Genomic DNA, 23,779 nt, shown 5'->3' with positions numbered 1-23,779 from the left:
CGAGACGCCATCACGCTTGCCCTTGTTCAGCCGCGCGCGGCCACCGCGCGCCGACCCAGCCGGTGCACGGCGTCGACCAGCACGGCGACGCGGGCGGGGTCGACCTCGGGGGTGATGCCGTGGCCGAGGTTGAACACGTGGCCGGGGTGCGCGCCGAAGGTGTGCAGCAGGGCGGCCACTTCACGCTCGATGATCTCGGGTTGCGCGTGCAGCGCGGCGGGATCGAGATTGCCCTGCAGCGCCACGCGCGCGCCGACGCGGCGCCGCGCTTCGGTCATGGTGATGGTCCAGTCCACGCCCAGCGCGGCGCAGCCGGTATCGGCCAGCGCCTCCAGTTGTCCGGCGCCGTTGACGCCCTTGGCGAACAGGATCAGCGGCAGCGCGGCGGTGACCGCATGCGCGCGCAGTTGCTGCGCGATCGCATCGAGATAACGCAGCGAAAACTCGGCGAACATCGGCGGCGCCAGCAATCCGCCCCAGGTATCGAACAGCATCAGCGCCTGCGCGCCGGCGGCGGCCTGCGCGGCCAGATACGCGGCCACCGCGCGCGCCAGCACGTCGAGCAGGCGGTGCAGGCTGGCGGCATCGTTCCAGGCCAGCGCCTTGACGCGCGCGAAGTCGCGCGAGCCGGCGCCTTCGACCATGTAGCAGGCCAGCGTCCACGGGCTGCCGGCGAAGCCGATCAGTGGCACGCGGTCATCGAGTTCGTGGCGGATCAGGCGCACCGCGTCCATCACGTAGCGCAGCTCGGTCTCGGGATCGGGCACGCCGAGGCGTGCGATGTCGGTGGCGCTGCGCACCGGCCGCGCGAAGCGCGGGCCTTCGCCCTGCGCGAATTCCAGGCCCAAGCCCATCGCATCGGGGATGGTGAGGATGTCCGAAAACAAAATCGCGGCGTCCAGGTCAAAACGCAGCAGCGGCTGCAGGGTCACCTCGCAGGCCAGCTCGGGCGTCTTGGCCAAGGCCAGAAAACTGCCGGCGCGCGCGCGCGTGGCGCGGTACTCGGGCAGGTAGCGCCCGGCCTGGCGCATCAGCCACACCGGCGTGGTGTCGGTGGGCTCGCGGCGCAGCGCGCGCAAAAAGCGCGTGCGGCGCGGATCGTCGGCGATGACGGGCAGGCTCATGCGCTCAGGAGCCCTGCGCGAACATCACGCGGAAACCGCGCCGCAGTTGCGCGTCGCGCGCGGCCTCGAAGGCGGCCAGCGCGGCGTCGCGCTCGAGATAAACCTCGCGGCGCCCACCCGGCTTGCCGCCCTGCGTGCCCCACTCACGCACCAGCGTCCAGCCGCCGAGCAAATCCTGCTCCAGCGCAAGCTGGTAGTAGCGCGGCGTGGCGCCCGCTTCGGGCAGGGTTTGCAGATACAGGCGCATCGAGCGAGTGACGGTGCATGGGGAGCGCGATTGTAGCGGTTCGTCGGCGCGCACTGAGGTGTAGCACTGCGGGCCAGCCGTCGCGGGCTTGCGGAAGTGTAAGGGTCGTGATCGCAACGCGGATGCCCGCGTGTTGTCTGACTTCCATCGTGGCATGCGATCAGGAAGGGATATGGATCAGTCTCGGGCGCCGTCCTTGCTGGAGTTCTGGCGCCATCCGCGCCTGGCCACGGGCCGCTTCGCGCCGCTGCGCATCAGTGAGTGGATCGGCTGGCTGTGCCTGATGGTGGTGCTGTCGTTCATCGCCGAGGCGATTGGCTACCTCATGCTGCACCTGCTCGGCCATGCCATCCCCAATGATCGCTTCATCAATCACATGGCCAGCCATCCCTCGTGGCGATTCGCGGCCTTGCTGCTGGTTGCCCCGGTGCTCGAGGAACTGACGTTTCGCTGTTTTCTGACGGAGTCGCCGCGCGCCATGGCCGTGGGGATGGGCTTTTTCGGCGCGTTCCTGATCGGTTTGCTGATCCATGGCCTGATGGTGCTGGCCGGAAAGCCATTTCCGGTGCGCGATATCGCTTGGCATTACTTCATCAATCTCGCCATTGCGTCGCCGATCATCGCCGTGCAGGCAGGCGTGGCGTGGTTTTTCCGCCGGGGTCTGTTGCGTGCGCTGCGCCGCTACGCAGCATGGGCTTTCTGGATCAGCGCGCTGTTGTTTGCCGCGGCGCATTCGTTCAACTTCGGCATCGGTTTCAAGGATTGGCTGCTGTGGCTGACGCTGCCGCAACTGATGGCAGGTCTGGTGCTGGCCTATCTGCGCGTGCAGTACGGCTTGCGCCGGAGCATCGCCACGCATCTCGCCTTCGACTGGATATTGGTGCTGTTTGCCTGGACGCATCACGACGCCACCACGATGGGTCTGCCGATGAAACTGCTGGCCGGCGTGTTCTCGCTGCTGCTGCTGGCGATGATCGTGCGCGGGCTGTTTTTTCTGTTCCGGCGCGGCGTGATCCGTACCGTGCTGCCCGAGGCTGCAGTAATGCGGTGAGTTGAACCGCGCCAGTTTTCAGGCGACGCCCGCACCCGCAAGGGCTTGGTGAATTGCGCGCGCCACGGCGGCGAGCGCGGCGTCGCGCTGTGGCATCGGCACCGTGGCTCCGGTCAGATACGCCGCCACGAGAATGGGCGCGCGGCGCGGCGGCGTGGCGATGGCGACATCGTTGCGCGTGGCGTGCTCGCCCGCGCCGGACTTGTCGCCCACGCGCCAGTTGGCCGGGAAGCCCGCGCGCAACAGCCTGGCGCCGGTCTGGCTGGCGGCCAGCCACGCGTTGAGCCGTGCGCGCGATGGCGGCGTCAGCGCGTTGCCCAGCAACAGCGTGTCGAGATCGCCGAGCATGGCGCGCGGGGAGGTCGTATCGCGCGCATCGCCGGGCGTGGCCTCATTCAAGGTGGGCTCGGTGCGATCGAGCCGGGTCACCGGGTCGCCGATCGCGCGCGCGAAGCGGGTGATGGCGGACGGGCCGCCCAAGGCCGCCAGCAGCAGATTGCCGGCGGTGTTGTCGCTCCACACCAGCGCCGCATCGCACAGTTCGCGCAGCGACATGCCGGTGGCGTCGACGTGATCCTTGGTGACAGGCGCGTAGACCACCAGCTCGCTTGCACTGAAGCGGATGCGGCGCTCGAGGTTCTCGTGCCCCTCATCGACTTGTCGCAGCAAGGCCGCGACCGCCAGCAGCTTCCAGGTGCTGCAGACCGGAAAGCGCTGATTGGCGTGATACCCGGCCGCGATGCGGTTGTGCGTATCCAGCATGGCAACGCCAAGGCGTCCGCCGGTCTGTGATTCGATGCGCGCGCATTGCGCATGCAGCGCCGACGCCGGCGCTGCAGCGCGCACGGGCACGGTACGCAGCGCACCCGCCGCGACGCCCAGCGCCATGCCCTTCAGCACCTGGCGCCGGCTCAGCATGCCCATGCCGCGCGCACCGCGGCCTCATCGATGCCCTCGGCGATGAAGGCCGCGCCGGCGCCGCGCCACAGGATCAGGCGCAGGCCACCGCCGCGCTTTTTCTTGTCCAGGTGCATGGCGGCCAGCAGCGCGTCGGCATCGAGCCCGGACGGTGGCTGCGTGGGTAGACCCAGCGTGGCGAGCAGGGCGGCGAGGCGCTGCGCGTCGGCCTCACTGGCGTGGCCCAACTGCGCCGACAGCTTGGCCGCCAGCACCATGCCGATGGCCACCGCCTCGCCGTGCAGCAGCGCGCTGTAGCCGGTGACGGTTTCCAGCGCGTGCGCGAAGCTGTGGCCGAAGTTGAGCAGCGCGCGCTCGCCCTGTTCGGTTTCATCGCGCATCACCACGCCAGCCTTGTAGGCGCAGGCGTGGGCGATGGCGGCGGTCAGCGGGTCATCGGCGCGCGCGTTCAGCGCCGCGGTATCGCGTTCAAGCCGGGCCATGAACGCGGCGTCACCCAGCGCGCCGATCTTGACGATTTCGGCGAGGCCGGCGCGATATTCGCGCGGCGGCAGGGTAGCGAGCGTGCCGAGGTCGGCCAGCACCAGGCGCGGCTGATGAAACGCGCCAATGAGATTCTTGCCGGCGGCGTGATCGACGCCGGTCTTGCCGCCCACGGCGGAATCGACCATGGCCAGCAGCGTGGTCGGCATCTGCATGAAGTCGATGCCACGCATCCAGCAGGCCGCAGCGAAGCCGGCCATGTCGCCGACCACGCCGCCGCCGAGGGCGAGGATGCAGGCGTCGCGCGTGGCGCCGAGTTGCGCCAGCGCGTCCCAGATCAGCGCGGTCGTGGCCAGCGTCTTGTGCGCCTCGCCATCGGGCAGCGCCAACGCGCGCCAGTGCAGGTCGACGAGCGCGGGTTCCAGGCGTGCCAGATACAGCGGCGCGACGGTGGTGTTGGTCACGATCAGCGCTTGGCGGCCGCGCAGCAGCGGACGCCATTGCGTGGCATCGCCGAGCAGGTCGCGGCCGATGCGGATGGAATAACTGCGCGCGCCGAGGCGCACTTCGAGTTCGCGTGGCGTGCTCATGCCGGCGCCCCCGTGATTGCGGCGCCACGCCGCCAGTGCACGTGCAGCAGCGCCAGCGCGCGCGCGCCGAGCGCGTCGATGTTTTCGTCGGGGGTTTCATCCAGCACGGCGTCAGCGCATTCCCGATACCAGGTTGCGCGCGCGGCATCGAGCTGCTGCAGACGCGCCAGCAGATCGTCGCCGGCCAGCAGCGGGCGCGTGGCATCGTCAGCCAGACGCCGCGCGCGCGTCGGCGCGCTCACGCGCAGCCACAACACGAAGCCGCGTTGGCGCAGCCACGCGCGATTGTCGGCATGGGTCACGATGCCGCCACCGCAGACCAGGAGCACGCCGGCGTGCGTGCTATGTTCGAGCAGCGCCGCTGACTCGCGGGCGCGGAATCCGGCCTCGCCCTCGTGCGCGAAAATCTCACGCACCGGTTGCCCGGCCTGCGCCTCGATCACGCGATCCAGATCGACGCAGGGCAGACCCAGGCGTGGCGCCAGCCAGGCGCCCAGCGTGGTCTTGCCGGCGCCGGTCGGTCCGATCAGAAACAAATTCAACGAGGGATTCATGACCGCGATTAGACCGCAAGCAGGGTGCGAGACCAAATGCCTGTCGAAGCGCCGGTACTGATCGCCGGCTGCGGCGATGTCGGCATGCGCCTCGCCGCACTGCTGCAGGCGCAGGGACAGAGCGTGCTGTGTCTGCGCCGCAATGTGGCCGCGCTGGCGCCCGGCTTGCCTGGATTCGCTGCGGATCTGGCGGATGCCGCTGCGCTGCGCGCGCTGCCGCGCGGCATCCGTCGCGTGGTGTTTCTGCCGGCGCCAGCGGCGCGCGATGCGGCGGCATATCGCTCGGTTTACCTCGAGGGCCTTGGCCATCTGCTCGATGCGCTGGACCTTGAGGCGCTGCAGCGCTGCGTGCTGGTCACCTCCAGCGCGGTGTACGGCGAGCACGCGGGCGCGTGGGTGGACGAGGACACGCCGCCCGCGCCGCTGGCGTTCAACGGCGTGATCCTGTTGCAGGCCGAGCGTGTGCTGCACGCGCGGCTCGGCGCGGGTCGCGGCGTGGCGCTGCGTCTGGCGGGGCTGTACGGGCCGGGGCGCACGCAGTTGCTCGACAACTTGCGCGCCGGCCATGCGCGCGCGCCGCGCGCGCCACCGTTCTACGCCAATCGCATCCACGTCGACGATGCCGCCGCCGCGTTGGCGCATCTGCTGACCCTGCCGGCGCCGGCGTTGTGCTATCTGGGCGTGGACGATGCGCCGCTGCCGCTGCATGAGCTCTACGCCGCGCTGGCGCAGCAACTGCACGCGCCGCTGCCGGACATCGGCCCGCCGCCGTCCGGCAGCGGCAACAAGCGCCTGCGCAATGCGCGTCTGCGCGCCAGCGGCTGGGCGCCACGCTGGCCGGATGCGCGCGCCGGCCATGCCGCGCTGCTCGCGGCGCGCGCGTGACAATTTGTTACACTGCGCGCGCAAAGCCATGTCAAGCTTGCGGTTTCGGGTGCGATGGCACTGCTTGCTGACAGGGGCTTCGTGGATGCCACACACAGAGGAACGCCACGGAATGAACAAGCAGCACGGCTATGTCGTCGGCGTGCTCGAGGACGATCCCGAGCAGTCCGGCCTGGTGCAGATCTGGCTGGAGAAATCGGGTTACGAGGCGCTGCTGTTCGCCAAGGCCGCCGAGTTTCGCCGCAGCCTCGGCCACGAAGCCATTGACCTGTTGCTGCTGGACTGGATGCTGCCCGATGCCAGCGGTCTGGAAGTGCTGGAGTGGATCCGTAGCGCCGGCAATCCCAATCTTCCGGTGGTGTTCCTCACCGCGCGCGCGGCCGAAACCGACATCGTGCGCGGGCTGGAGGCGGGCGCCGACGATTACGTGGTCAAGCCACCCAAGCAGGCCGAGCTGCTGGCGCGCGTGGCCGCGGTGCTGCGCCGTCGCGGTGGCGCCGAAATCGACGCTGCCGCGCAGTTGGACGTGCCGCCTTACACCATCGATTTCACCAAGCGTCGCGTGCGCATCGGCGCGGATGATTTCGATCTGACCCAGCGCGAGTTCGACCTGGCCAGCTATCTGTTCCGCCGCCACGGCCGCATCGTCAGCCGCGAGGCGCTGCTGGAGCAGGTGTGGAATCTCAGTCCCGGTCTGACCACGCGCACCGTCGACACGCACATCAGCCGCTTGCGCAAGAAACTGGCGCTCAGCGGCGAGCACGGCTGGAAACTGACCGCCGTGTACCAGCACGGTTATCGACTCGAACAAGCCTGAACCATGAGCGCGAACATGATTCCGCACGGCGCGGTCACTACCGCCAATGAACTGCACGGCTACCGCGTGGTGCGCACGCTGGGCATCGTGCGCGGACTGACGGTGCGCTCGCGCAGCGTCATCGGCAATATCGGCGCGGCCTTGCAAACCCTGGTCGGTGGCAACATCACGTTGTACGTCGAGCTGTGCGAGAAGGCGCGCGAGGAAGCCTTCGCGCTGATGTGCCAGCACGCGGCGGCGATGGGCGGCAATGCCGTGCTGGCGATGCGCTACGACGCCAACGACGTGGCCGATGGCGTCACCGAGGTGCTGGCCTATGGCACCGCGGTGGTGGTTGAACCCTCGCCCTGAGACAGGCGTTCCCGGAAGCGCCAGGCAAGCCTCACCGCGCGCGCGCGCCGCGCCGCATCCAGGTCCACGCAAATATCGGCCCAGCGCGGCAGCGTGGTCAGCGCATGCACGCTCAGGCGCTGATAGTGCTGCATGAACCGATGCAGTCGCACAGCATCCATCGCGCGCGGCGCAGCCCGTGCACGCAGCGCCGCCTCGGCTTGCGCGCGCCAGCGACACGCCGCGGCAAAGTCGGGTGCGCGCAGCAGGATGCGCAAATCGAGTACATCCCACAGCGGCGCGTAAGACGCCAGGGCTGCATTGACCGCGCGTCGCCAGCGGCCGTCGGCATCCTCGTGGCGTTCCAGCGCGTTGACGGGCTGCGCCAGCCGCGCCGGATGTTGTGGCCTCAGGCCCAGGCACCAGCCTTCCAGCACGATCAAGGCCGGTGGTGCGATGACATGTGGCCAGCGCGAGGGTGGCTGCCGCGCGTCGCGGCCCTTGTCGAAGCGTGGCAGACGTGCGGGCCGCGCGGCGCTGGCTCGTTGCAGCGCGCGCAGCGTGGCACGCAGCAGGTGCAGATCGTGCGTACCCGGCGCGCCGCGTGTCAGCCACAGCGGATGCAGTGTGCGCGCCATGTGTTGTCGTGCTGCGCGGCCCAGATAAACATCGTCCAGCGACAATCGCGCCGCCGGCACGCCATGCTGCCGCGCCGCGCGTAGCAGCGCCACCGCCAGCGTGCTCTTGCCGCTGCCCTGCAGGCCGGACAGCCCAACCCGCAGCGGCGCCGAGCGCCCGCGCAGCGTGGCCTCGATCAGTGGCCACAGACGCGCGGTCAGCGCCGCGACCGACGTGCTAGCATCGCGCGTTTTCAACGCATGGGCTCGCCCTTGGAACGGTCGAGCTGCAGCCGCAATCTTCAAGGACACCATGCTCAACCCCGAACTCCTGCAACACCTGCGCGATCTGCTTGAGCAGGCGCGCGCCTGCGGCGACCCCGAGGCCACCGCGATGACCCTCGCTACCGTCAGCGGTGACGGTCGCCCCCATGCCCGCATCGTGCTGCTCAAGGGTATCGAGGCCGACGGCCTGCGGTTTTACACCAATTACCGCAGCGCCAAGGGCGAGGAGATTCGCGCCCACGCCGAGGTGGCGCTGTGCCTGTACTGGAAACTCCTGGGCGAGGTCAAGGCCGGCGGCGTGCAAGTGCGCATCGAGGGTCGCGCCGCGCGCCTGCACGACGATGAATCCGATGCTTACTTCGCCGCGCGGCCGCGCGGCAGCCAGATTGGCGCCTGGGCCTCGCTGCAGTCGCAGACCCTGCCCGATCGCGCGGCCTTCGATGCGCGCGTGGCCGAGTACGAACAGCAGTTCGCCGACAAGGACGTGCCGCGCCCACCGCACTGGGGTGGTTATCGCGTGCTGCCGGACATGATCGAGGTTTGGCACGGGCGCGAATTCCGCCTGCACGAACGTCGTCGCTGGGAGCGTTTTGCGGATGTCTGGCGCGAACGCTTGTTGTATCCGTGAAAGCCGCGACTCGGGACTCGGGCAAGACACACGCTTTTGAATCCCGGGTTCGGTTTTTCCCAAGTCCCCGGTCCCCGGTCCCGCTGAGGCGCTTCCTATGCACGGCCCGCGCCGCATCGTTTGCCTGACCGAGGAGCCCACCGAGGTGCTGTACGCGCTCGGTGAGCAGGAGCGCATCGTCGGCATCTCCGGCTTCACCGTGCGGCCGCCGCGTGCGCGCAGGGAAAAGCCCAGGGTCAGTGCATTCACCAGCGCGAAGATCGACGCCATACTCGAATTGCGCCCGGACCTGGCGATCGGGTTTTCCGACATCCAGGCGGACATCGCGCAGGCGCTGATTCGCGCTGGCGTCGAGGTGTGGATCAGCAATCACCGCAGCGTCGCCGGCATCCTCGATTACATCCGACGCCTGGGCGCGCTGGTTGGCGCTGGCGATGCGGCCGCGCTCTATGCGCGCCGCGCCGAGACGCACGTGGATGCCGTGCGCGTCGCGGCTGCGGCGTTGCCGCGTCATCCGCGCGTGTATTTCGAGGAGTGGGACGCGCCCATCATCACCGGCATCCAGTGGGTGGCCGAATTGCTGCGCAGCGCCGGCGGCGAGGACGTGTTCCCCGAGCTGGGCACGCAGTCGCTGGCGAAACACCGCATCCTCGCCGATGCGCGCGAGGTGGTGCGGCGCGATCCGCAAATCATCTTCGGCTCGTGGTGCGGCAAGCGTTTTCGCCCCGAGCAGGTGGCCGCGCGTCCGGGCTGGGATGCGATCAGCGCGGTGCGCACGCGGCAACTGTTCGAGATCAAGTCGCCGATCATCCTGCAGCCAGGCCCGGCCGCGCTGTTCGACGGACTGGACGCGCTGCACGCGCACATCCGCGCGTGGGCGCTGCGCCGCGATTGAGGTTTGCGCGATCGGGGTGAATCAGTGGGTACTGGCCAGCGCGCGCGCTGAATCGCTGGCGAGGTGCGGCAGACAGTTCCAGCGCAGCAGTCGCCAGGCGCCGTCCTGCACGGAGAACTCGCTGAGCGCGGCGTTGTCCAGTCCCAGATTGAGCGCGGTCATGGCGTCGTCGTCGAGCTGCTGCGCGGCCTGCGCGCAGCGCGCGATGGCAGCGGCCGAACTGACCAACAGGACTTGTTCCACGGGGCGCGTTGTCAGCGCTGCGCGCGCTTGGGTGATGCGCGCGGCGAAAGCGCGCCAGGTTTCGGGCAGGTCGGCGTCCAGCGCGCCGTCGCGCCAGGCGGAAAATACCGCGGTGAGCAAGGCACGCGCCTGCGCGGGGCTGGCGCCGGGCGCGACCCAGGCCAGCTCGGGCGCCCGTGGTTGCGCGTTGCGAAATGCAGCCAGCAGCGCGGCGGCATCGGCGTCGTCCCAGTCGTGCTCGATCTCGACGACCGGCGCAGCCCCGTGTGCCATCTGCAGGGCGTCGCGGATGGCCGCCAGGGTCAGTTGATGGCGGCGGCGCGGGCCGCAGATCAGTCGTTGCGGACGCCAGCCGGATTCCCGCGCGATCCACTGCCCCAGCGCCGCGGCCTGCTGCATGCCCAGCGCGCTGAGGCGATCGTAATCGGCGCCGCCCCAGTCGGCTTGCGCGTGGCGGATCAGCAGCACGCGCATGCGCGTCAGGGAAAGTCGCGGCTGAACTCCACCGCGATCGGCGCGCCGCCCACGGGTGTCACCGTGAGCATGAAGCGCAGCGTGTCCGGACGCGGAATGTGCAGCGTGGCGAGGTAATACACCATGCCGGCGTCATCGACCGCGCGAAAGTTCAGCGCCAGGCGCTTGCCCAGCAGCGTGTACGCGGCGCCGCGCACCGTGGCCGCCACCGGCGTGCCGCGCGCGGCGTCCGGCCCGCGCATCACGCTGATGTTCACCACGCCTTCGTCAGCCGCGCGGCGCAGGCCGTGGCGCGCGGCCACCTGCATCGGAATGGTGTCGGTGGCGACCGCGCTGTAGTAGATCGCATAGCCCTGCGTCTTGACCGCATCGGCCGCGTGCAGGGTGGACGGCGGCAGCGTCAGCAGCAGGCCGAGCAGGGCGAGGCGGACACGGTTGCGCATCGGCGACCTCAGATACCCAGCGCCAGACGCTGCGCGAAATCGAACAGCGGCTGCACTAGCAGCACGCGTGCCAGCAAGATCAACAGAATGGCGATCGTCGGCGAGAAGTCCAGCCCACCCAGCAACGGCACCACGCGCTGCAACGGGCGCAGCGCCGGCGCGGCGATCTGGTTGATGAAGGGCACCAGCGGGTGCTGGTCTTCCACCGCGAACATGCCCATCAGCGCGGCGGCGAAGATGATGCCCATGTACAGCACCAGCACGAAGTCGAGCAGATCGGCCACCGCCAGCAGCAGCAAGCCCGGCACGTGCGGCAGCACGCCGGCAACAAGCATCAGCAGCAGCATTTTCAGCACCGCCGCCACATAGGCCAGCAACAGCGGCGCCAGGCTTGCGCGGCGCACGCTGGGCACGAAGCGGCGCAGCGGTGTGACCAGCACATGCGTGGCGCGGAACAGGAACTGGCAGATCGGGTTGTAGAAGTTCACCCGCGCCAGCTCGGCCAGCAGGCGCAGCACGAACAACGCCGTTACCGCGCCGAATGCGAAGGTGATCAGGATTTGCGCGGCGCTGGCGAGATAGCCGCTCATGGCGTGTTCTCGGCGCTCGCGGACAGATCGGCACCGCGCTGCGTGGCGGCGCTCAGCGCGGCGGCCACCAACTCGGCAAAGCCGCCGGCGGCAAAGGCCTGCAGCGCGGCGGCGGTGGTGCCGCCCGGCGAGGTCACGCGCTGGCGCAATTCGGCAGCGCTGGCGCCGTCTTCGCGCAGCATGCGTCCCGCACCGAGGCAGGTTTGCGTGGCCAGCGTGCGCGCGATCTTTTGCGGCAAGCCCTGCGCCACGGCGGCGGCCTCCAGTGCTTCGGTCAGCAGGAAAAAATACGCCGGGCCGGAGCCGGAGAGCGCGGTGACGACATCCATCTGCGCCTCGTCCTCGATCCAGCAGCACAGGCCCGCGGTCTGCATCACGCGCGTGGCCAGCGCACGGCCATCCGCGTTTACTTGTGCATTGGCGAAGAGGCCCGTAGCGCTCGCGCCCAGCAGCGCTGGCGTGTTGGGCATGGCGCGCACCACGGCGATGCTGCCGCCCAGCCATTGCGCAACCTGCGCGCTGCGAATGCCCGCCGCGATCGACAGCACCACGGGGCGCTCGGATTGCGCCAGCGGAGCCAGCCCCACGCATACTTCGCGCAAGATCTGGGGCTTGACCGCCAGCACCCACAGCGCCGCGCCGCGCGCCGCGGAAGGGTTATCGGCGTGCGTGGCGATGCCGAAAGTCTGCGCCAGTTCGGCACGCGCCTCGGCGCGCGGTTCGGCCACGCGCAAGTCCGTGCTCGGCACGCCGCCGCGCAACAGACCGCTGATCAGCGCCCGCGCCATGTTGCCACCGCCGAGGAAGGCGATGGGCCGGGACGCGGGACGTGGGGCAGACGTCCGGGACTCGGGACTCGGGACTCGGGACTCGGGTGAAGACGGGTGCATGCGGGCGTCAGCGATTCAGGAATTTCCGATTCTGGATTCTAGGGGCATATCAGCCGCGACAGTGGAAGCCGGGGCTTGTTCCGTTGCGGTCTGGTCGTAGCCTTTCTCCGAGTTCCGAGTTCCGAGTTCCGAGTTCCGAGTTCCGAGTTCCGAGTTCCGAGTTCCGAGTTCCGAGTTCCGAGTTCCGAGTTCCGAGTTCCGAGTTCCGGGATTTCACCTGCGCGGCCCGAACAAGGCACTGCCCACGCGCACTTCGGTGGCGCCGCAGGCGATGGCCAACTCGTAATCGTCACTCATGCCCATCGACAAAGTGTCGAGGGTGGAATGCTGCATGCGCAACGCATCGAACAGTGCGCGCATGCGTCGGAAGGCAGCAACGCGCTGCGCGCGGTCGGGCACCGGCGCGGGAATCGCCATCAGCCCGCGCAGCGCGAGGCGTGGCGCTTGCGCGAGCAGCCGCGCCAGCTCGGCAGTCTGAGCGGGCTTGCAGCCGGATTTGCCGGCTTCGTCGTCGATATTGACCTGGATGAGCACATTCAATGGCGGCAGCGCGGCCGGGCGTGCGGCATCCAGCAGTGCCACCAGCTTGGCGCGATCGAGGCTTTCCAGCCAGTCGAAATGCCGCGCGACCTCGCGGCACTTGTTGGATTGCAGCGGGCCGATCAGGTGCCATCGCAGGGGCAGATCGGCCAGTTCGCGCTGCTTGGCCAAGGCCTCCTGCACGTAGTTTTCGCCGAAGTGGCGCTGTCCACAGGTGGCGAGGGCGCGCACGGCGCTGGCTGGCCGGGTCTTGGACACGGCGAGCAGTCTTGCCGCTGGCGCCGCTGGCATTTGCGCGGCGGCGATACGCGCGCGGATAGCCTCAAGCGTGATACACCCGGCGTTCAAGCGCGGTGCCTGCTGCGGCAGCGCGTCGGCGGGCTATACTCAAACCTGATGCTGACGATGCCGCCGTGGGCGGTTTGGGGGGAGTCGCGCATGGATATCGCCGAACTGCTCGCATTTTCGGTCAAGAATAAAGCCTCGGACTTGCATTTGTCGGCGGGTTTGCCGCCGATGATCCGCGTCGATGGCGATGTGCGCCGCATCAACGTGCCGGCGCTGGAGCACAAGCAGGTACATGCGCTGATCTACGACATCATGTCGGACAAGCAGCGTCGCGACTACGAGGAATTCCTCGAAGTCGATTTTTCCTTCGAGATCGCCGGGCTGGCGCGTTTTCGCGTCAACGCCTTCAACCAGAACCGCGGCGCCGCGGCGGTGTTTCGCACCATTCCCTCCGAGGTGTGGACGCTGGAAGACCTGGGCGCGCCAAAAATATTCAAGGATCTCATCGACCAGCCGCAGGGCCTGATCCTGTGCACCGGGCCAACCGGTTCAGGCAAATCGACGACGCTGGCGGCGATGGTCGATTATGTCAACAAGAACAACTACGGCCACATCCTCACCATCGAGGATCCGATCGAGTTCGTGCACACCTCGCAGAAATGCCTGATCAACCAGCGCGAAGTGCACCGCGACACGCACGGCTTCAACGAGGCGCTGCGCTCGGCGCTGCGCGAAGACCCCGATTTCATCCTGGTCGGCGAGATGCGCGACATCGAGACCATCCGCCTGGCGCTGACCGCCGCGGAAACCGGACACCTGGTGTTCGCCACGCTGCATACTTCGTCGGCAGCCAAAACCATCGACCGCATCATCGACGTGTTCCCGGCCGGTGAGAAACCCATGGTGCGCTCGATGCTGTCCGAGAGCCTGCGCGCGGTGGTCGCGCAATCGCTGCTGAAGAAAGTCGGTGGCGGGCGCATCGCCGCGCACGAGATCATGGTCGGCATCCCCGCGATCCGCAATCTGATCCGCGAGGACAAGGTCGCGCAGATGTATTCCTCGATCCAGACCGGCCAGCAGTACGGCATGCAGACCATGGACCAATGCCTCCAGGACATGGTCAAGCGCGGCTCGATCACGCGCCAGAACGCGCTGGAATACGCCAAGAACAAGGACATTTTCAGGGCCTGAGACGCTCGCGCGGGTATCGCCCCGGGTGTAGCGTTGCAGGGAGGGCGCGGTGCTTGCCGCCGTGCTGGACCAACGGTTGGCCGCGCCGTGGCATGCGGCGCATCTCGGGAGGGCGCGATGAGCACGCCGGATTTCACCAGTTATCTCAAGCTGATGGCGCACAAGAAGGCCTCGGATCTGTTCGTGACCGCGGGCGTCGCGCCGTCGATCAAGATCAATGGCCGCATCACGCCGATCACGCAGGGGCCGCTCACCGCCAGCCAGGCGCGTGACATGGTGCTCAACGTAATGACGCCGGCGCAGCGCGAGGAGTTCGAGAAGACCCATGAGTGTCAGTTCGCCATCAGCCTCAGCGGCGTCGGTCGTTTCCGTGTCAGCGCGTTCTACCAGCGCAACTGCGTGGGCATGGTGCTGCGCCGCCTGGAGACGCGCATTCCCACCGTGGAGGAACTCAATCTGCCGCCGATCCTCAAGCAGTTGGCGATGACCAAGCGCGGCATCATCATCTTCGTCGGCGCCACCGGCGCGGGCAAATCCACCTCGCTGGCTGCGATGATCGGCTACCGCAACCAGAATTCCACCGGGCACATCGTCACCATCGAGGATCCGATCGAGTACGTGCACAAGCATGAGGGCTGCATCATCACCCAGCGCGAACTCGGCATCGACACCGACAGTTGGGAGAACGCGCTGAAGAACACCCTGCGCCAGGCGCCGGACGTGATCATGATCGGTGAGGTGCGCACGCGCGAGACCATGAACCATGCGGTCAACTTCGCCGAAACCGGACACCTGGTGTTGTGCACGCTGCACGCCAACAACGCCAATCAGGCGATGGAGCGCATCATCCATTTCTTCCCGATCGACGTGCGCGAGCAGTTGTTCATGGACCTGTCGCTCAACCTCAAGGGCGTGATCGCGCAGCAGTTGATTCCGACGCCGGACGGCAAGGCGCGCCGCGTGGCGGTGGAGATCATGCTGGGCACGCCGCTGGTGTCGGATTACATCCGCAAGGGCGAGGTGCACCGGCTCAAGGAAGTGATGAAGGAATCCACCAATCTCGGCATGCGCACCTTCGATCAAAGCCTGGTGGAGCTGTACCACGCCGGCGAGATCACCTACGACGATGCGTTGCGCCATGCCGACAGCTCGAACGAGGTGCGTTTGAGCATCAAGCTGGCGCAGGGTGGCGATGCCAACACGCTGTCGCAAGGGCTGGGCGAGGTCGAGCTGCTGGAAACCACGCCCAACGAATTGCGCCGCTGAGCGCGCGGCGCGCCGCCCGGCGCGCCGCCTTTACCGCGCCAGCAGTTCCGCCAGCACCGCCATGCGCACGAACACGCCGTTGGCGACTTGTTCGAGGATGCGCGACTGCATGCCATCGGCCACTTCCGAGGCGATCTCGATGCCACGGTTGATCGGCCCCGGGTGCAGCACCAGGGCGCCTGGCGCGGCGCGTTTCAGGCGCGCGCTGGTCAGCCCGTAGCGCGCGAAGTACGCGTCTTCGTCGGGCAGCAGGGTGGCGATCATGCGCTCCTTCTGCAGGCGCAGCATGATGATCACATCGCTGCCGGCCACCGCGGCGTCGAAATCATCGCCCAGCGTGCAGTCGGGGAATTCTGCAGCGGTCGGCAGCAGCGCCTGCGGTCCGCACAGGCGCAGCTCGCGCACGCCGAGGATCTGGAAGGCATGCACGTCGGAGCGCGCCACGCGCGAATGCAGCACGTCGCCGCAGATGGTCACCGTCAGCGCGTCGAGGTTGCGGCGGTGCTGGCGCACGGTCAGCGCATCCAGCAGGCCCTGGGTCGGATGCGCGTGATGACCATCGCCGGCATTGATCACGCTGACGCCGCTGGCGGCGTGACGCACCATGAACTCGGGCGTGCCGTTTTCCCGGTGGCGCACGATCAGCGCGTCGAGATGCATCGCCTCCAGCGTATGCAGCGTGTCCAGCAAGGTTTCGCCCTTGTTGGTCGAGGAGTTGGCGATATCGAAATTGACCACGTCGGCGCTGAGCCGGCGCGCGGCCAGCTCGAACGAGGTGCGCGTGCGCGTGGATGGTTCGAAAAACAGATTCAGCACCGTGCGTCCGTGCAGCAGATCGAGCTTGCGCGTGCCATGGGCGCTGGCCACACGCAGCGCCTCGGCGCGATCGAGCAGGTGCAGCAGCGTCTCGGCGCTGAGGTTTTGCAGCGTGATCAGGTGGCGCAGGTGCGGGTGCATGAGGTTTCGCTCAGCCAGGATTCGAGGATGACCGCCGCCGCCAGCGCGTCGAGCTGCGCGGCATCGCGCTTGCGCCGCTGCCCGGCCGCGCGCTGCGTGGCGAAGCGGCGCGCGGCCTCCTGCGAGCTATGGCGCTCGTCGCACAGGTGCACGTCGATGCGGTAGCGCTGGCGCAGTTGTGCGGCGAAACCGCGCGCGGCGCACGTGATCGGTTGCTCGCTGCCATCGCCATCCAGCGGCAGGCCGACGACCAGCGCCAGCGGGCTCCAGGCGCGCAGCAGCGCATCGAGTTCACTCCAGTCGGGGGCTCCCGAATGCGCGGTCAGCACGGCCAGCGGGCGTGCACTGGCGGCGAGGGTCGTGCCCACGGCAACGCCGATGCAGCGCAGGCCGAAATCGAAGCCCAGCACGTTGCCCACGCGCGCGCCGAGGGCTGCGCTCATGCGTTGCCGGCGTAGTGGGCGAGGCGCTGCGCATCCACGCCCATGCGCGCTGCGGCGGCGCTCCAGCGCTGTTCCAGCGGCACCTCGAACAACAGTTCGTTGTCCGCGGCGACGGTCAGCCAGGCGTTGTCGCGCAATTCGCGCTCGAGCTGGCCGGGTTCCCAGCCGGCATAACCCAGCGCGATCAGCATCTGTTGCGGACCGCGCCCGGCGGCGATGGCTTCGAGAATGTCGCGCGAGGTGGTCAGCATCAGCTGCTCATCGATGGCGTAGCTTGATGCCCAGCGCCCATCCAGATTGTGCAGTACGAAGCCGCGCTCGCGCTGCAGCGGGCCACCAGCCAGCACGGCTTGCTGCGCGAGCGGGTCATCGTCGGTGCTGATATCCATTTGCTGCAGCAGATCCTGCAGGCGGTAATCGGAGGTCCGATTGACCACCAGGCCGAGCGCGCCGTCCTCGTTGTGCTGGCAGATCAGCGTGACGGTGTGCTCGAAATCGGGATCGCGCAGCCCGGGCATGGCGATCAGCAGGTGGCCGGTGAGCGTGCTGGTTGCGGTCATGCTCGTATTGTAGCCGCGCTGCGGTTGCCCGCCGCAGGACGCGTTTCGAGGTTCCGTTCAGCGTTGCACCGCATGCTGACGCAGCCTGCCGCCAGGCAGGAACTGCCAGGTGCGGGTGATATACAGCTCATCGAGACGGCCATCGTTTTGCGGCAATGGCGGAAACGGCGCTGCCATGCGCACGATGCGCTCGGCCGCCTGATCCAGTAGCGGAATGCCCGATGACTTGACGATATCCAGACTGCGCACCGCGCCATCGCGGCCGATGCCCACGGTGAGGATCAGCTCGCCGTGCAGATGTCCGGCGCGCGCGGTCTCGGGGTAGTTGAGATTGCCGATGCGCTCGATGCGCTCCACCCAGGCCGCCATGTAGGCGGCGAAGGCGTATTCGCGCGTGTTGGCCGAGATGAACTTGAGGTGCGGGCGCCGTGCGTAGGCTGCGCGTTCGGCGCGCACTTCGGCGCTGAGTTGGGCCATTTGTTCGCGCTCATAGGCCGGAATCGGCGCCTGCGGCAGGGGTCGTGCCGGCGCTGGGCGCGTGGCCGGGCGCGAATCCACGCTGAAGCGGCTGGTACCGCGCGTGGTCACCAGTTCGGGGCCGCGAGCCTCGGTGGGTGCCGGCGCGGCCGGATCGACATGCCGCGGCGCTTGTCCGCGGCCGTCTGGCAGCGGCGTGGAAAACGGCGCCCCGGGCTTGTGCGCGTGCGCGCTGTTGCCACCGCCGGCGTTGTTGGCCTGGGCGAGGAAATCCGCGCGCCGCGGTGTTTCGGCGTTGGCCGTGTGCAGCAGGGTGATGTCCAGCGCCGGCAGGCTGGGACGCGGTGGTTCGATGCTGAAGCCCAGACCCAGTATCAGCACCACGTGCACGATCAGCGAAAACAGCAGGGTCACGCTGATGCGTTCGTTGCCTTGATCCGGGGCGGGGGTGCGCGTCACGCCAGCTTGCGCTCGATGGCATCGAACAGCGTCGCGGCGATGTTCAGCCCGAATTGGGCATCAAGCTCGCGTATGCAGGTCGGCGAGGTGATGTTGATTTCGGTCAACCAGTCGCCGATCACGTCCAGGCCCACGAACAGCAGCCCGCGCCGGCGCAAGTCCTGGGCCACCTGGCTGACGATCCAGCGGTCGCGCGCGCTCAGCGGCACGCCCACGCCGCGCCCGCCGGCGGCCAGATTGCCACGGAACTCGTCACCCTGCGGGATGCGCGCCAGCGCGAACGGCACTGGTTCGCCGTCGATCACCAGAATGCGCTTGTCGCCCTCGCGGATGGCGGGAATGAACTTTTGCGCGAGGGCGAAGCGGGCGTCTTCGCCGACCATGGTTTCGAGGATCGCGTTGAGGTTGGGATCGTGCGCGGCGCTGCGGAAGATGCCGCGCCCGCCCATGCCGTCCAGTGGTTTGAGCACGATCTCGCCGTGCTCGGCGGCGAAGGCGCGCAGCGCGGCGCGCTCGCGCGCCACCAAGGTGGGGGCGCAGCACTGCGGAAACTGCAACGCGTAGAGTTTTTCGTTGCAGTCGCGCAGTGCCTGCGGTGGGTTGATCACCAGCACGCCTGCATCAGCGGCACGTTGCAGCACCTGCGTGTCGTACAGGAACTCGCTGTCCAGCGGTGGATCCTTGCGCGCCAGGATCAGGCGCATCTGCGTCAGAGGTTGCCACTGCGCGTCACCCAGGCCGAACCAGTCATGGGCATCATCACGCACCACCAGCGGCCGCAGTCGCACCCAGGGCTCGCCGACGCGCATGGCCAGGTCGCCTTGTTCGAGATAGTGCAGTGCCCAGCCACGGCGCTGCGCCTCCAGTAACATCGCCAGCGAGGAATCCTTGTACGGCTTGATGTGCGTGATCGGGTCCATGAGGATGGCGAGGCTGGATGCAGTACTGCTGTTCATGGGCTCTCCGGGGGTCGGGCGTGACGGCCATCACGCAATGTGCAAAGTTCACCAAAGCATCATCGCCGACAAGAACTTGCACGCTCAACTTGACACTTCGCATAAACGCGCGTTAAACAGCTCATCTACAGCGGATGCGAGGTCCGCGACTGTGCACCCCGCGTCGGGACCTTGGGTTCCGGCACGCGGTTTGCATGTTTCCACAAGCCGCAGCGACCCTGACGCGGCGGGGGTGACAAGTGCTAGCAACCAGCAATACCGGCAGCCCGACGCTGCGTGTGATGGTGATCGATGACTCCAAGACCATCCGCCGCACCGCCGAAACGTTGCTGAAAAAGGAAGGCTACGAGGTGGTGACCGCGGTGGACGGGTTCGAGGCACTGGCCAAGATCTCCGACCTGCAGCCGCATATCATCTTCGTGGACATCATGATGCCGCGCCTGGATGGCTACCAGACCTGCGCGCTGATCAAGAACAACCAGAATTTCCGCCACGTGCCGGTGGTGATGCTGTCCTCCAAGGACGGCCTGTTCGACAAGGCGCGCGGACGCATCTGCGGCTCCGATCAGTACCTGACCAAACCCTTCACCCGCGAGGAGCTGCTCGATGCGATCCGCTCCCACGTGGACGCGCACTGAGGCCGGCCCGTCATGGCGCATATCCTCATCGTCGACGATTCGCCCACTGACGTGCGCGTGTTCACCACGCTGCTCGAGCGTGCCGGGCACCGCGTGTCCAGCGCCAGCAGCGCCGAGCAGGGCATCGAGATGGCGCGAAGTCTGCGCCCGGATCTGGTGATCATGGACGTGATCATGCCCGGCATGAACGGCTTTCAGGCCACGCGCACCCTCACCCGCGATCCAGCCACGCAGAATGTGCCGGTGCTGATCATCACCACCAAGAGCATGGAAACCGATCGCGTCTGGGGCCTGCGTCAGGGCGCCAGGGATTTTCTGACCAAGCCGGTAGGCGAGAAGGAATTGCTGGCGCGCATCCAGAAACTGCTGGTTCAGGCCGGATGAGGCGCGCGCGATGAGTGTCGAAATGCCCTTCGCGATCCTGGCCGAATACGAGCGCCTCAGTCTCGTGCACCAGGCTGGCGCGCCGGAACAGATCGAGGCACCCGGACTGTGGCGCGGCATTGCCTTTCGCGTTGGCGCGCGCCGGCTGGCCAGCAGCATCGGCGAGGTCAACGAAATCATGGTGCCGCAGGTGTTGACGCCGGTGCCCGGCACCCAGCCTTGGCTGCTTGGCGTTGCCAATGTACGCGGCAATCTGGTGCCGGTGGTCGATCTGGGACTGTTTCTGTTTGGCAGTGCCACCCTGATCGGCGAGCGCACGCGCGTGCTGCTGGTGCGTCAGGGCAACAGTGGCAGCGTCGGCCTGCTGGTCGATGAGGTCAGTGGGCAGCGTAGCCTGACGCTCGAAATGCAGTCCGACGCCGAGGGCGAGGACGATCCGCGCCTGCAGCGTTTTGTCGAGCGCAACGTGCGCATCGAAGCCCAGCGTCTGGGCGTATTCAGCATGCTGCGCCTGACCCGCGCAGCCGATTTCCAACAGGCTGCCGCGTGATGCGTGCGGCGCAATTTCCGGGTGAGGTGAAGGCATGAGCGCTACCAGCAACGTCATCGGCAAGGAGCGCAGCAACACGATTTGGATCGTGTTGCTGCTGCTTTCGATCGCGCTCGCCGTGATCGACTTCGGTTGGCTGACATTGAACAGCAAGCACGAACGCGACGCGGCCAACCTGACCACGCAAATCCAGGTGTTGTCGCAGTCCACCGCCAAGTTCGCGCTGGAATCGGCCAGCGGCAACCTGGATTCGTTCAAGGAGCTGGACGCCACCCGCGCCACGCTTGACAGCCTGATCAGGAAGCTCAAGAACGGCGATTCCGATACCGGCATGCCGGGCTACGGCAACGCCAGCGCCGGCGTCGGTCCGGCCATCACGGCACTGGACAAGTCCTGGGCCCAGTTGGACGGCGATCTGACCAAGATCCTGCGCAACAAGGAGTTGGTGCTGGATTCCAAGCAGCAGACCGATGCCTTCACCCGCGAGGTGCCGGTGCTCGATTCGCGCATGGATCAAGTGGCCAGCATCGTCAAACAAGGCGGCGGCAGCGCCAACCAGACTTACACTGTGGTCAACCAGATGCTGCTGGGCGACCGCATGATCCGTCGCGCGCTGGAAGTGCAGACTGGTGGCGAAGACGCGCAGACCGCCGCCGATGGTCTTGCCCGCGACGCGCAGCTTTATGGAGCGGTGCTCAGCGGCCTGATCCAGGGCAACAGCGAGGTCGGCGTGAGCGCGCTGCCACAGCCGGCCGCGCGCAATATCCTCGAAACCGTGAACAAGGGTTGGCAGGGCGTATCCAATCCGCTCAACAAGCTGCTCGCCGCCGCGCCGACCCTGGTCGAGGTCAAACAGGCCGCCAATCAAGCGTCGGTGGACTCGCAGTCGGTGCTATTGCGCGCCAGCGACGTGTCCACGCGGCTGGATAAGCTGCCGCTGCAGCGTCCGTTCCCCAACGTCTGGCTGGGCGCGCTGGGTGCTGCCGGCGCCATCCTGTTCGCCCTGCTGCTGGTGTTCGCGCAGTCGCGTGCGCAGAAGCAGCGCCTCGCGGCCTCGGGTGAACTGAATCAGCGCAACCAGGAAGCCATTTTGCGGCTGCTCGACGAAATGGGCTCGCTGGCCGAGGGCGATCTCACCGTGCGCGCCACGGTCACCGAGGACATCACCGGCGCCATCGCCGACTCGGTGAACTTCGCCGTGGAAGCCTTGCGCAGCCTGGTGTCCACCATCAACGAAACCGCGGTGCAGGTGTCCGCGGCGGCGCAGGAAACCCAAGCCACCGCCACGCATCTGGCCGAGGCTGCCGAGCATCAGGCGCAGCAGATCACCTCGGCCTCGGCGGCCATCAACGAGATGGCGGTATCGATCGACGAGGTGTCGAAAAACTCGTCCGAATCGGTGGAGGTGGCGCTGCGCTCGGTGCAGATCGCCGGCAAGGGCGCCGCGGTGGTGCGCCAGACCATCGCCGGCATGGACGCGATCCGCGACCAGATCCAGGAAACCTCCAAGCGCATCAAGCGCCTGGGTGAGTCCTCGCAGGAAATCGGTTCGATCGTGGAACTGATCAACGACATCGCCGAGCAGACCAACATTCTGGCGCTGAACGCCGCCATCCAGGCGGCCTCGGCAGGCGAGGCTGGCCGTGGTTTCGCGGTGGTGGCCGACGAAGTGCAGCGTCTGGCGGAGCGCTCGGCGACGGCGACCAAGCGCATCGAGGCGCTGGTGCAGGCGATTCAGTCGGACACCAACGAGGCGGTCAACTCGATGGAGCAGACCACGGCCGAAGTGGTTACCGGAGCGCGCCGCGCCGAGGATGCCGGCGCCGCGCTGGGCGAAATCGAAAAAGTCTCCAATGATCTGGCCGACCTCATCCAGAACATCTCCGAGGCCGCGCGCCAGCAGTCCGCGGCGGCGACCAATATCTCCTCGACCATGAACGTGATCCAGGAGATCACCTCGCAGACTTCGACGGGCGCCAGTCAGACCGCCGAGTCGATCGGCAATCTGGCGCAGATGGCGCAGGATCTGCGCCGTTCGGTCGCCGACTTCAAGCTGCCGGGCTGAGCGGGAGAATCACAGCCCATGGCCGTCGCGCTCAACCCCCACGATGCCGCACTTGTCCTCGCCGGCATGGACGAGGTGGTGTTCGCGCGCTGGGTGGCCCTGCTCGAGCAGCGCACCGGCGTGGTCGTGGCGCCGCAGCGCAAGCCGTTCCTGGTCAGCGCGGTGCGAGCGCGCATGCGCGAAGTGGGTTACAGCAACTTCAGTCACTACTTCGAGCACATCAGCGCGCCGGGCGCGGGCGCGGTGGAATGGGCGACGCTGGTCGACCGCCTCACCGTGCATGAAACGCGCTTCTTCCGGCACATGCCCTCGTTCGATCTGATTCGTGAGCGCTGGCTGCCCGAGCGCCTGGCCAGCGGCATCGGTGCGCTGCACGCGTGGAGCGTGGGCTGCGCCAGTGGCGAGGAGGCGTGGTCGCTGGCCATGGTCCTGCACCATGGCCTGCTCGGTCACGGCGGCAAGCTGCATTTCGGCGTGACCGCCAGCGACGTCAGCGCGGCGGCGGTGGCCACGGCGCGTGCCGCGATCTACCCGCGCGGCCGCATCGAGGAAATCCCGGCGCAATACCGTGCCGAGTACGTCGAGATGCGCGGCGAAGAGGCGTTCACGCCCATCGCCAGCTTGCGCAAGCGCGTGGCGTTCGCGCGCGTCAACCTGCTGCAGGCCGCCGCGGCGCCGCTGCAGCGCCTGAATCTGATTTTCTGCCAGAACGTGCTCATGTACTTCGCGCGCGAGCGTCGCCGCGAGTTGCTGGACGGACTGGCGGGTCTCCTTGAACCAGAGGGCCTGCTGCTGATCGGGCCCGGCGAGGTCACCAGCTGGAGCCACCCCGCGCTGACGCGGGTGGCCTGGCAGGGCACGCTGGCCTATCAGCGCCGCGGCTGAAGCGCTGACAGCGCCCAGCCCCGCGTTCACGCAGCCGGTCATCCGATCCCAGAGGC

General features: G+C 67.7%; 29 protein-coding genes. 13 read left to right on the top strand and 16 right to left on the bottom strand.

Going from position 1 to position 23,779, the window contains the following annotated elements:
* Nucleotides 1-26: 26 nt before the first annotated feature.
* On the bottom strand, nucleotides 27-1,124 hold the full coding sequence (gene hemE / locus ACYDAT_RS06130; RefSeq protein ID WP_461449009.1) for a uroporphyrinogen decarboxylase: 1,098 nt from the start codon (nucleotides 1,122-1,124) through the stop codon (nucleotides 27-29).
* 4 nt (nucleotides 1,125-1,128) lie between these two features.
* Nucleotides 1,129-1,371 carry a WGR domain-containing protein gene (locus ACYDAT_RS06125; RefSeq protein ID WP_461438483.1) on the bottom strand — a complete coding sequence of 81 codons (243 nt, stop codon included), beginning with the start codon at nucleotides 1,369-1,371 and terminating at the stop codon, nucleotides 1,129-1,131.
* 172 nt (nucleotides 1,372-1,543) lie between these two features.
* On the opposite strand from ACYDAT_RS06125, the gene ACYDAT_RS06120 reads away from it, so the two are divergent.
* Nucleotides 1,544-2,422, top strand: coding sequence for a CPBP family glutamic-type intramembrane protease (locus ACYDAT_RS06120; RefSeq protein ID WP_461441887.1), 879 nt, complete (start codon nucleotides 1,544-1,546; stop codon nucleotides 2,420-2,422).
* Between the two features lie 18 nt (nucleotides 2,423-2,440).
* On the opposite strand, the gene bla is transcribed toward ACYDAT_RS06120, so the two are convergent.
* From bla to ACYDAT_RS06105, 3 genes are read right to left on the bottom strand one after another with little or no spacing between them, the layout of a single operon-like run.
* Nucleotides 2,441-3,346 (bottom strand): class A beta-lactamase, encoded by a 906-nt coding sequence (gene bla, locus ACYDAT_RS06115; RefSeq protein ID WP_461438481.1) that lies wholly within the window; start codon nucleotides 3,344-3,346, stop codon nucleotides 2,441-2,443.
* Entirely contained in the window at nucleotides 3,334-4,413 is a 1,080-nt protein-coding gene (gene aroB / locus ACYDAT_RS06110; RefSeq protein WP_461449007.1) for a 3-dehydroquinate synthase, read from the bottom strand. The genes bla and aroB overlap by 13 nt, the downstream gene beginning before the upstream one ends.
* The gene (locus ACYDAT_RS06105) at nucleotides 4,410-4,967 is read right to left on the bottom strand and encodes a shikimate kinase (protein ID WP_461438479.1); all 558 of its coding nucleotides are present in this window, start codon (nucleotides 4,965-4,967) and stop codon (nucleotides 4,410-4,412) included. The genes aroB and ACYDAT_RS06105 overlap by 4 nt, the downstream gene beginning before the upstream one ends.
* Before the next feature lie 36 nt (nucleotides 4,968-5,003).
* Between ACYDAT_RS06105 and ACYDAT_RS06100 the strand changes: the two genes are divergently transcribed.
* The 3 genes from ACYDAT_RS06100 (at nucleotide 5,004) to ACYDAT_RS06090 (ending at nucleotide 7,020) form a co-directional block, all read left to right on the top strand.
* The gene (locus ACYDAT_RS06100; protein ID WP_461438478.1) at nucleotides 5,004-5,852 is read left to right on the top strand and encodes an NAD-dependent epimerase/dehydratase family protein; all 849 of its coding nucleotides are present in this window, start codon (nucleotides 5,004-5,006) and stop codon (nucleotides 5,850-5,852) included.
* 112 nt (nucleotides 5,853-5,964) lie between these two features.
* Nucleotides 5,965-6,669, top strand: coding sequence for a response regulator transcription factor (locus tag ACYDAT_RS06095; protein ID WP_461438477.1), 705 nt, complete (start codon nucleotides 5,965-5,967; stop codon nucleotides 6,667-6,669).
* Nucleotides 6,670-6,672: 3 nt separating this feature from the next.
* On the top strand, nucleotides 6,673-7,020 hold the full coding sequence (locus tag ACYDAT_RS06090) for a YbjQ family protein (protein WP_297918412.1): 348 nt from the start codon (nucleotides 6,673-6,675) through the stop codon (nucleotides 7,018-7,020).
* On the opposite strand, the gene ACYDAT_RS06085 is transcribed toward ACYDAT_RS06090, so the two are convergent.
* Nucleotides 6,984-7,874, bottom strand: a complete 891-nt coding sequence (locus ACYDAT_RS06085) for a kinase (RefSeq protein ID WP_461449005.1) — start codon at nucleotides 7,872-7,874, stop codon at nucleotides 6,984-6,986. The genes ACYDAT_RS06090 and ACYDAT_RS06085 overlap by 37 nt on opposite strands.
* A gap of 55 nt (nucleotides 7,875-7,929) precedes the next feature.
* On the opposite strand from ACYDAT_RS06085, the gene pdxH reads away from it, so the two are divergent.
* A complete protein-coding gene (gene pdxH / locus ACYDAT_RS06080) occupies nucleotides 7,930-8,529 on the top strand; it encodes a pyridoxamine 5'-phosphate oxidase (protein WP_461438475.1) in 600 nt (199 codons plus the stop codon).
* Nucleotides 8,530-8,626: 97 nt separating this feature from the next.
* Nucleotides 8,627-9,424 carry a cobalamin-binding protein gene (locus ACYDAT_RS06075; RefSeq protein WP_461449004.1) on the top strand — a complete coding sequence of 266 codons (798 nt, stop codon included), beginning with the start codon at nucleotides 8,627-8,629 and terminating at the stop codon, nucleotides 9,422-9,424.
* A 21-nt stretch (nucleotides 9,425-9,445) separates the two neighbouring features.
* Here the strand turns inward: ACYDAT_RS06075 and ACYDAT_RS06070 are convergent, their stop codons facing one another.
* The 5 genes from ACYDAT_RS06070 to ACYDAT_RS06050 form a co-directional block, all read right to left on the bottom strand.
* Nucleotides 9,446-10,135, bottom strand: a complete 690-nt coding sequence (locus tag ACYDAT_RS06070; RefSeq protein WP_461449002.1) for a histidine phosphatase family protein — start codon at nucleotides 10,133-10,135, stop codon at nucleotides 9,446-9,448.
* Nucleotides 10,136-10,146: 11 nt separating this feature from the next.
* A complete protein-coding gene (locus ACYDAT_RS06065; RefSeq protein WP_461449000.1) occupies nucleotides 10,147-10,584 on the bottom strand; it encodes a DUF4426 domain-containing protein in 438 nt (145 codons plus the stop codon).
* Between the two features lie 8 nt (nucleotides 10,585-10,592).
* Complete coding sequence (locus ACYDAT_RS06060) at nucleotides 10,593-11,174, bottom strand: YggT family protein (protein WP_461438471.1); 582 nt, start codon at nucleotides 11,172-11,174, stop codon at nucleotides 10,593-10,595.
* Complete coding sequence (gene proC, locus ACYDAT_RS06055) at nucleotides 11,171-12,064, bottom strand: pyrroline-5-carboxylate reductase (protein ID WP_461448998.1); 894 nt, start codon at nucleotides 12,062-12,064, stop codon at nucleotides 11,171-11,173. The genes ACYDAT_RS06060 and proC overlap by 4 nt, the downstream gene beginning before the upstream one ends.
* Nucleotides 12,065-12,277: 213 nt before the next feature.
* The gene (locus ACYDAT_RS06050) at nucleotides 12,278-12,937 is read right to left on the bottom strand and encodes a YggS family pyridoxal phosphate-dependent enzyme (RefSeq protein ID WP_461449047.1); all 660 of its coding nucleotides are present in this window, start codon (nucleotides 12,935-12,937) and stop codon (nucleotides 12,278-12,280) included.
* Nucleotides 12,938-13,042: 105 nt separating this feature from the next.
* Between ACYDAT_RS06050 and ACYDAT_RS06045 the strand changes: the two genes are divergently transcribed.
* The gene (locus ACYDAT_RS06045; protein WP_081128995.1) at nucleotides 13,043-14,083 is read left to right on the top strand and encodes a type IV pilus twitching motility protein PilT; all 1,041 of its coding nucleotides are present in this window, start codon (nucleotides 13,043-13,045) and stop codon (nucleotides 14,081-14,083) included.
* Between the two features lie 117 nt (nucleotides 14,084-14,200).
* Complete coding sequence (locus ACYDAT_RS06040; RefSeq protein ID WP_297918441.1) at nucleotides 14,201-15,349, top strand: PilT/PilU family type 4a pilus ATPase; 1,149 nt, start codon at nucleotides 14,201-14,203, stop codon at nucleotides 15,347-15,349.
* 30 nt (nucleotides 15,350-15,379) lie between these two features.
* Here the strand turns inward: ACYDAT_RS06040 and ACYDAT_RS06035 are convergent, their stop codons facing one another.
* The 5 genes from ACYDAT_RS06035 to gshB are packed head-to-tail and all read right to left on the bottom strand — an operon-like array spanning nucleotide 15,380 to nucleotide 19,201.
* Nucleotides 15,380-16,306, bottom strand: coding sequence for an aspartate carbamoyltransferase catalytic subunit (locus ACYDAT_RS06035; RefSeq protein ID WP_461438468.1), 927 nt, complete (start codon nucleotides 16,304-16,306; stop codon nucleotides 15,380-15,382).
* Complete coding sequence (ruvX, locus tag ACYDAT_RS06030; RefSeq protein WP_461448996.1) at nucleotides 16,282-16,749, bottom strand: Holliday junction resolvase RuvX; 468 nt, start codon at nucleotides 16,747-16,749, stop codon at nucleotides 16,282-16,284. The genes ACYDAT_RS06035 and ruvX overlap by 25 nt, the downstream gene beginning before the upstream one ends.
* Nucleotides 16,746-17,309: a YqgE/AlgH family protein gene (locus tag ACYDAT_RS06025; RefSeq protein ID WP_297903930.1), complete on the bottom strand. Its 564-nt coding sequence runs from the start codon at nucleotides 17,307-17,309 to the stop codon at nucleotides 16,746-16,748. Before ACYDAT_RS06025 ends, ruvX begins: the two co-directional genes overlap by 4 nt.
* Nucleotides 17,310-17,366: 57 nt before the next feature.
* A complete protein-coding gene (locus tag ACYDAT_RS06020) occupies nucleotides 17,367-18,245 on the bottom strand; it encodes an energy transducer TonB (protein WP_461438466.1) in 879 nt (292 codons plus the stop codon).
* Nucleotides 18,242-19,201, bottom strand: a complete 960-nt coding sequence (gene gshB, locus ACYDAT_RS06015) for a glutathione synthase (RefSeq protein ID WP_461448994.1) — start codon at nucleotides 19,199-19,201, stop codon at nucleotides 18,242-18,244. Before gshB ends, ACYDAT_RS06020 begins: the two co-directional genes overlap by 4 nt.
* Before the next feature lie 281 nt (nucleotides 19,202-19,482).
* On the opposite strand from gshB, the gene pilG reads away from it, so the two are divergent.
* From pilG to ACYDAT_RS05990, 5 genes are read left to right on the top strand one after another with little or no spacing between them, the layout of a single operon-like run.
* Entirely contained in the window at nucleotides 19,483-19,839 is a 357-nt protein-coding gene (gene pilG / locus ACYDAT_RS06010; RefSeq protein WP_081128981.1) for a twitching motility response regulator PilG, read from the top strand.
* Between the two features lie 12 nt (nucleotides 19,840-19,851).
* Entirely contained in the window at nucleotides 19,852-20,223 is a 372-nt protein-coding gene (locus tag ACYDAT_RS06005) for a response regulator (RefSeq protein WP_297903921.1), read from the top strand.
* A 22-nt stretch (nucleotides 20,224-20,245) separates the two neighbouring features.
* The gene (locus tag ACYDAT_RS06000) at nucleotides 20,246-20,773 is read left to right on the top strand and encodes a chemotaxis protein CheW (RefSeq protein WP_461442181.1); all 528 of its coding nucleotides are present in this window, start codon (nucleotides 20,246-20,248) and stop codon (nucleotides 20,771-20,773) included.
* A gap of 34 nt (nucleotides 20,774-20,807) precedes the next feature.
* Nucleotides 20,808-22,838 (top strand): methyl-accepting chemotaxis protein, encoded by a 2,031-nt coding sequence (locus tag ACYDAT_RS05995; RefSeq protein WP_461438463.1) that lies wholly within the window; start codon nucleotides 20,808-20,810, stop codon nucleotides 22,836-22,838.
* 18 nt (nucleotides 22,839-22,856) lie between these two features.
* Nucleotides 22,857-23,723, top strand: coding sequence for a CheR family methyltransferase (locus ACYDAT_RS05990; RefSeq protein WP_461438462.1), 867 nt, complete (start codon nucleotides 22,857-22,859; stop codon nucleotides 23,721-23,723).
* Nucleotides 23,724-23,779: the final 56 nt, after the last annotated feature.

It is taken from the genome of Metallibacterium sp. (assembly GCF_054637675.1).
Note: the sequence above shows the minus strand (reverse complement) of the source record. Positions and strands in the feature narration are given on the sequence as shown.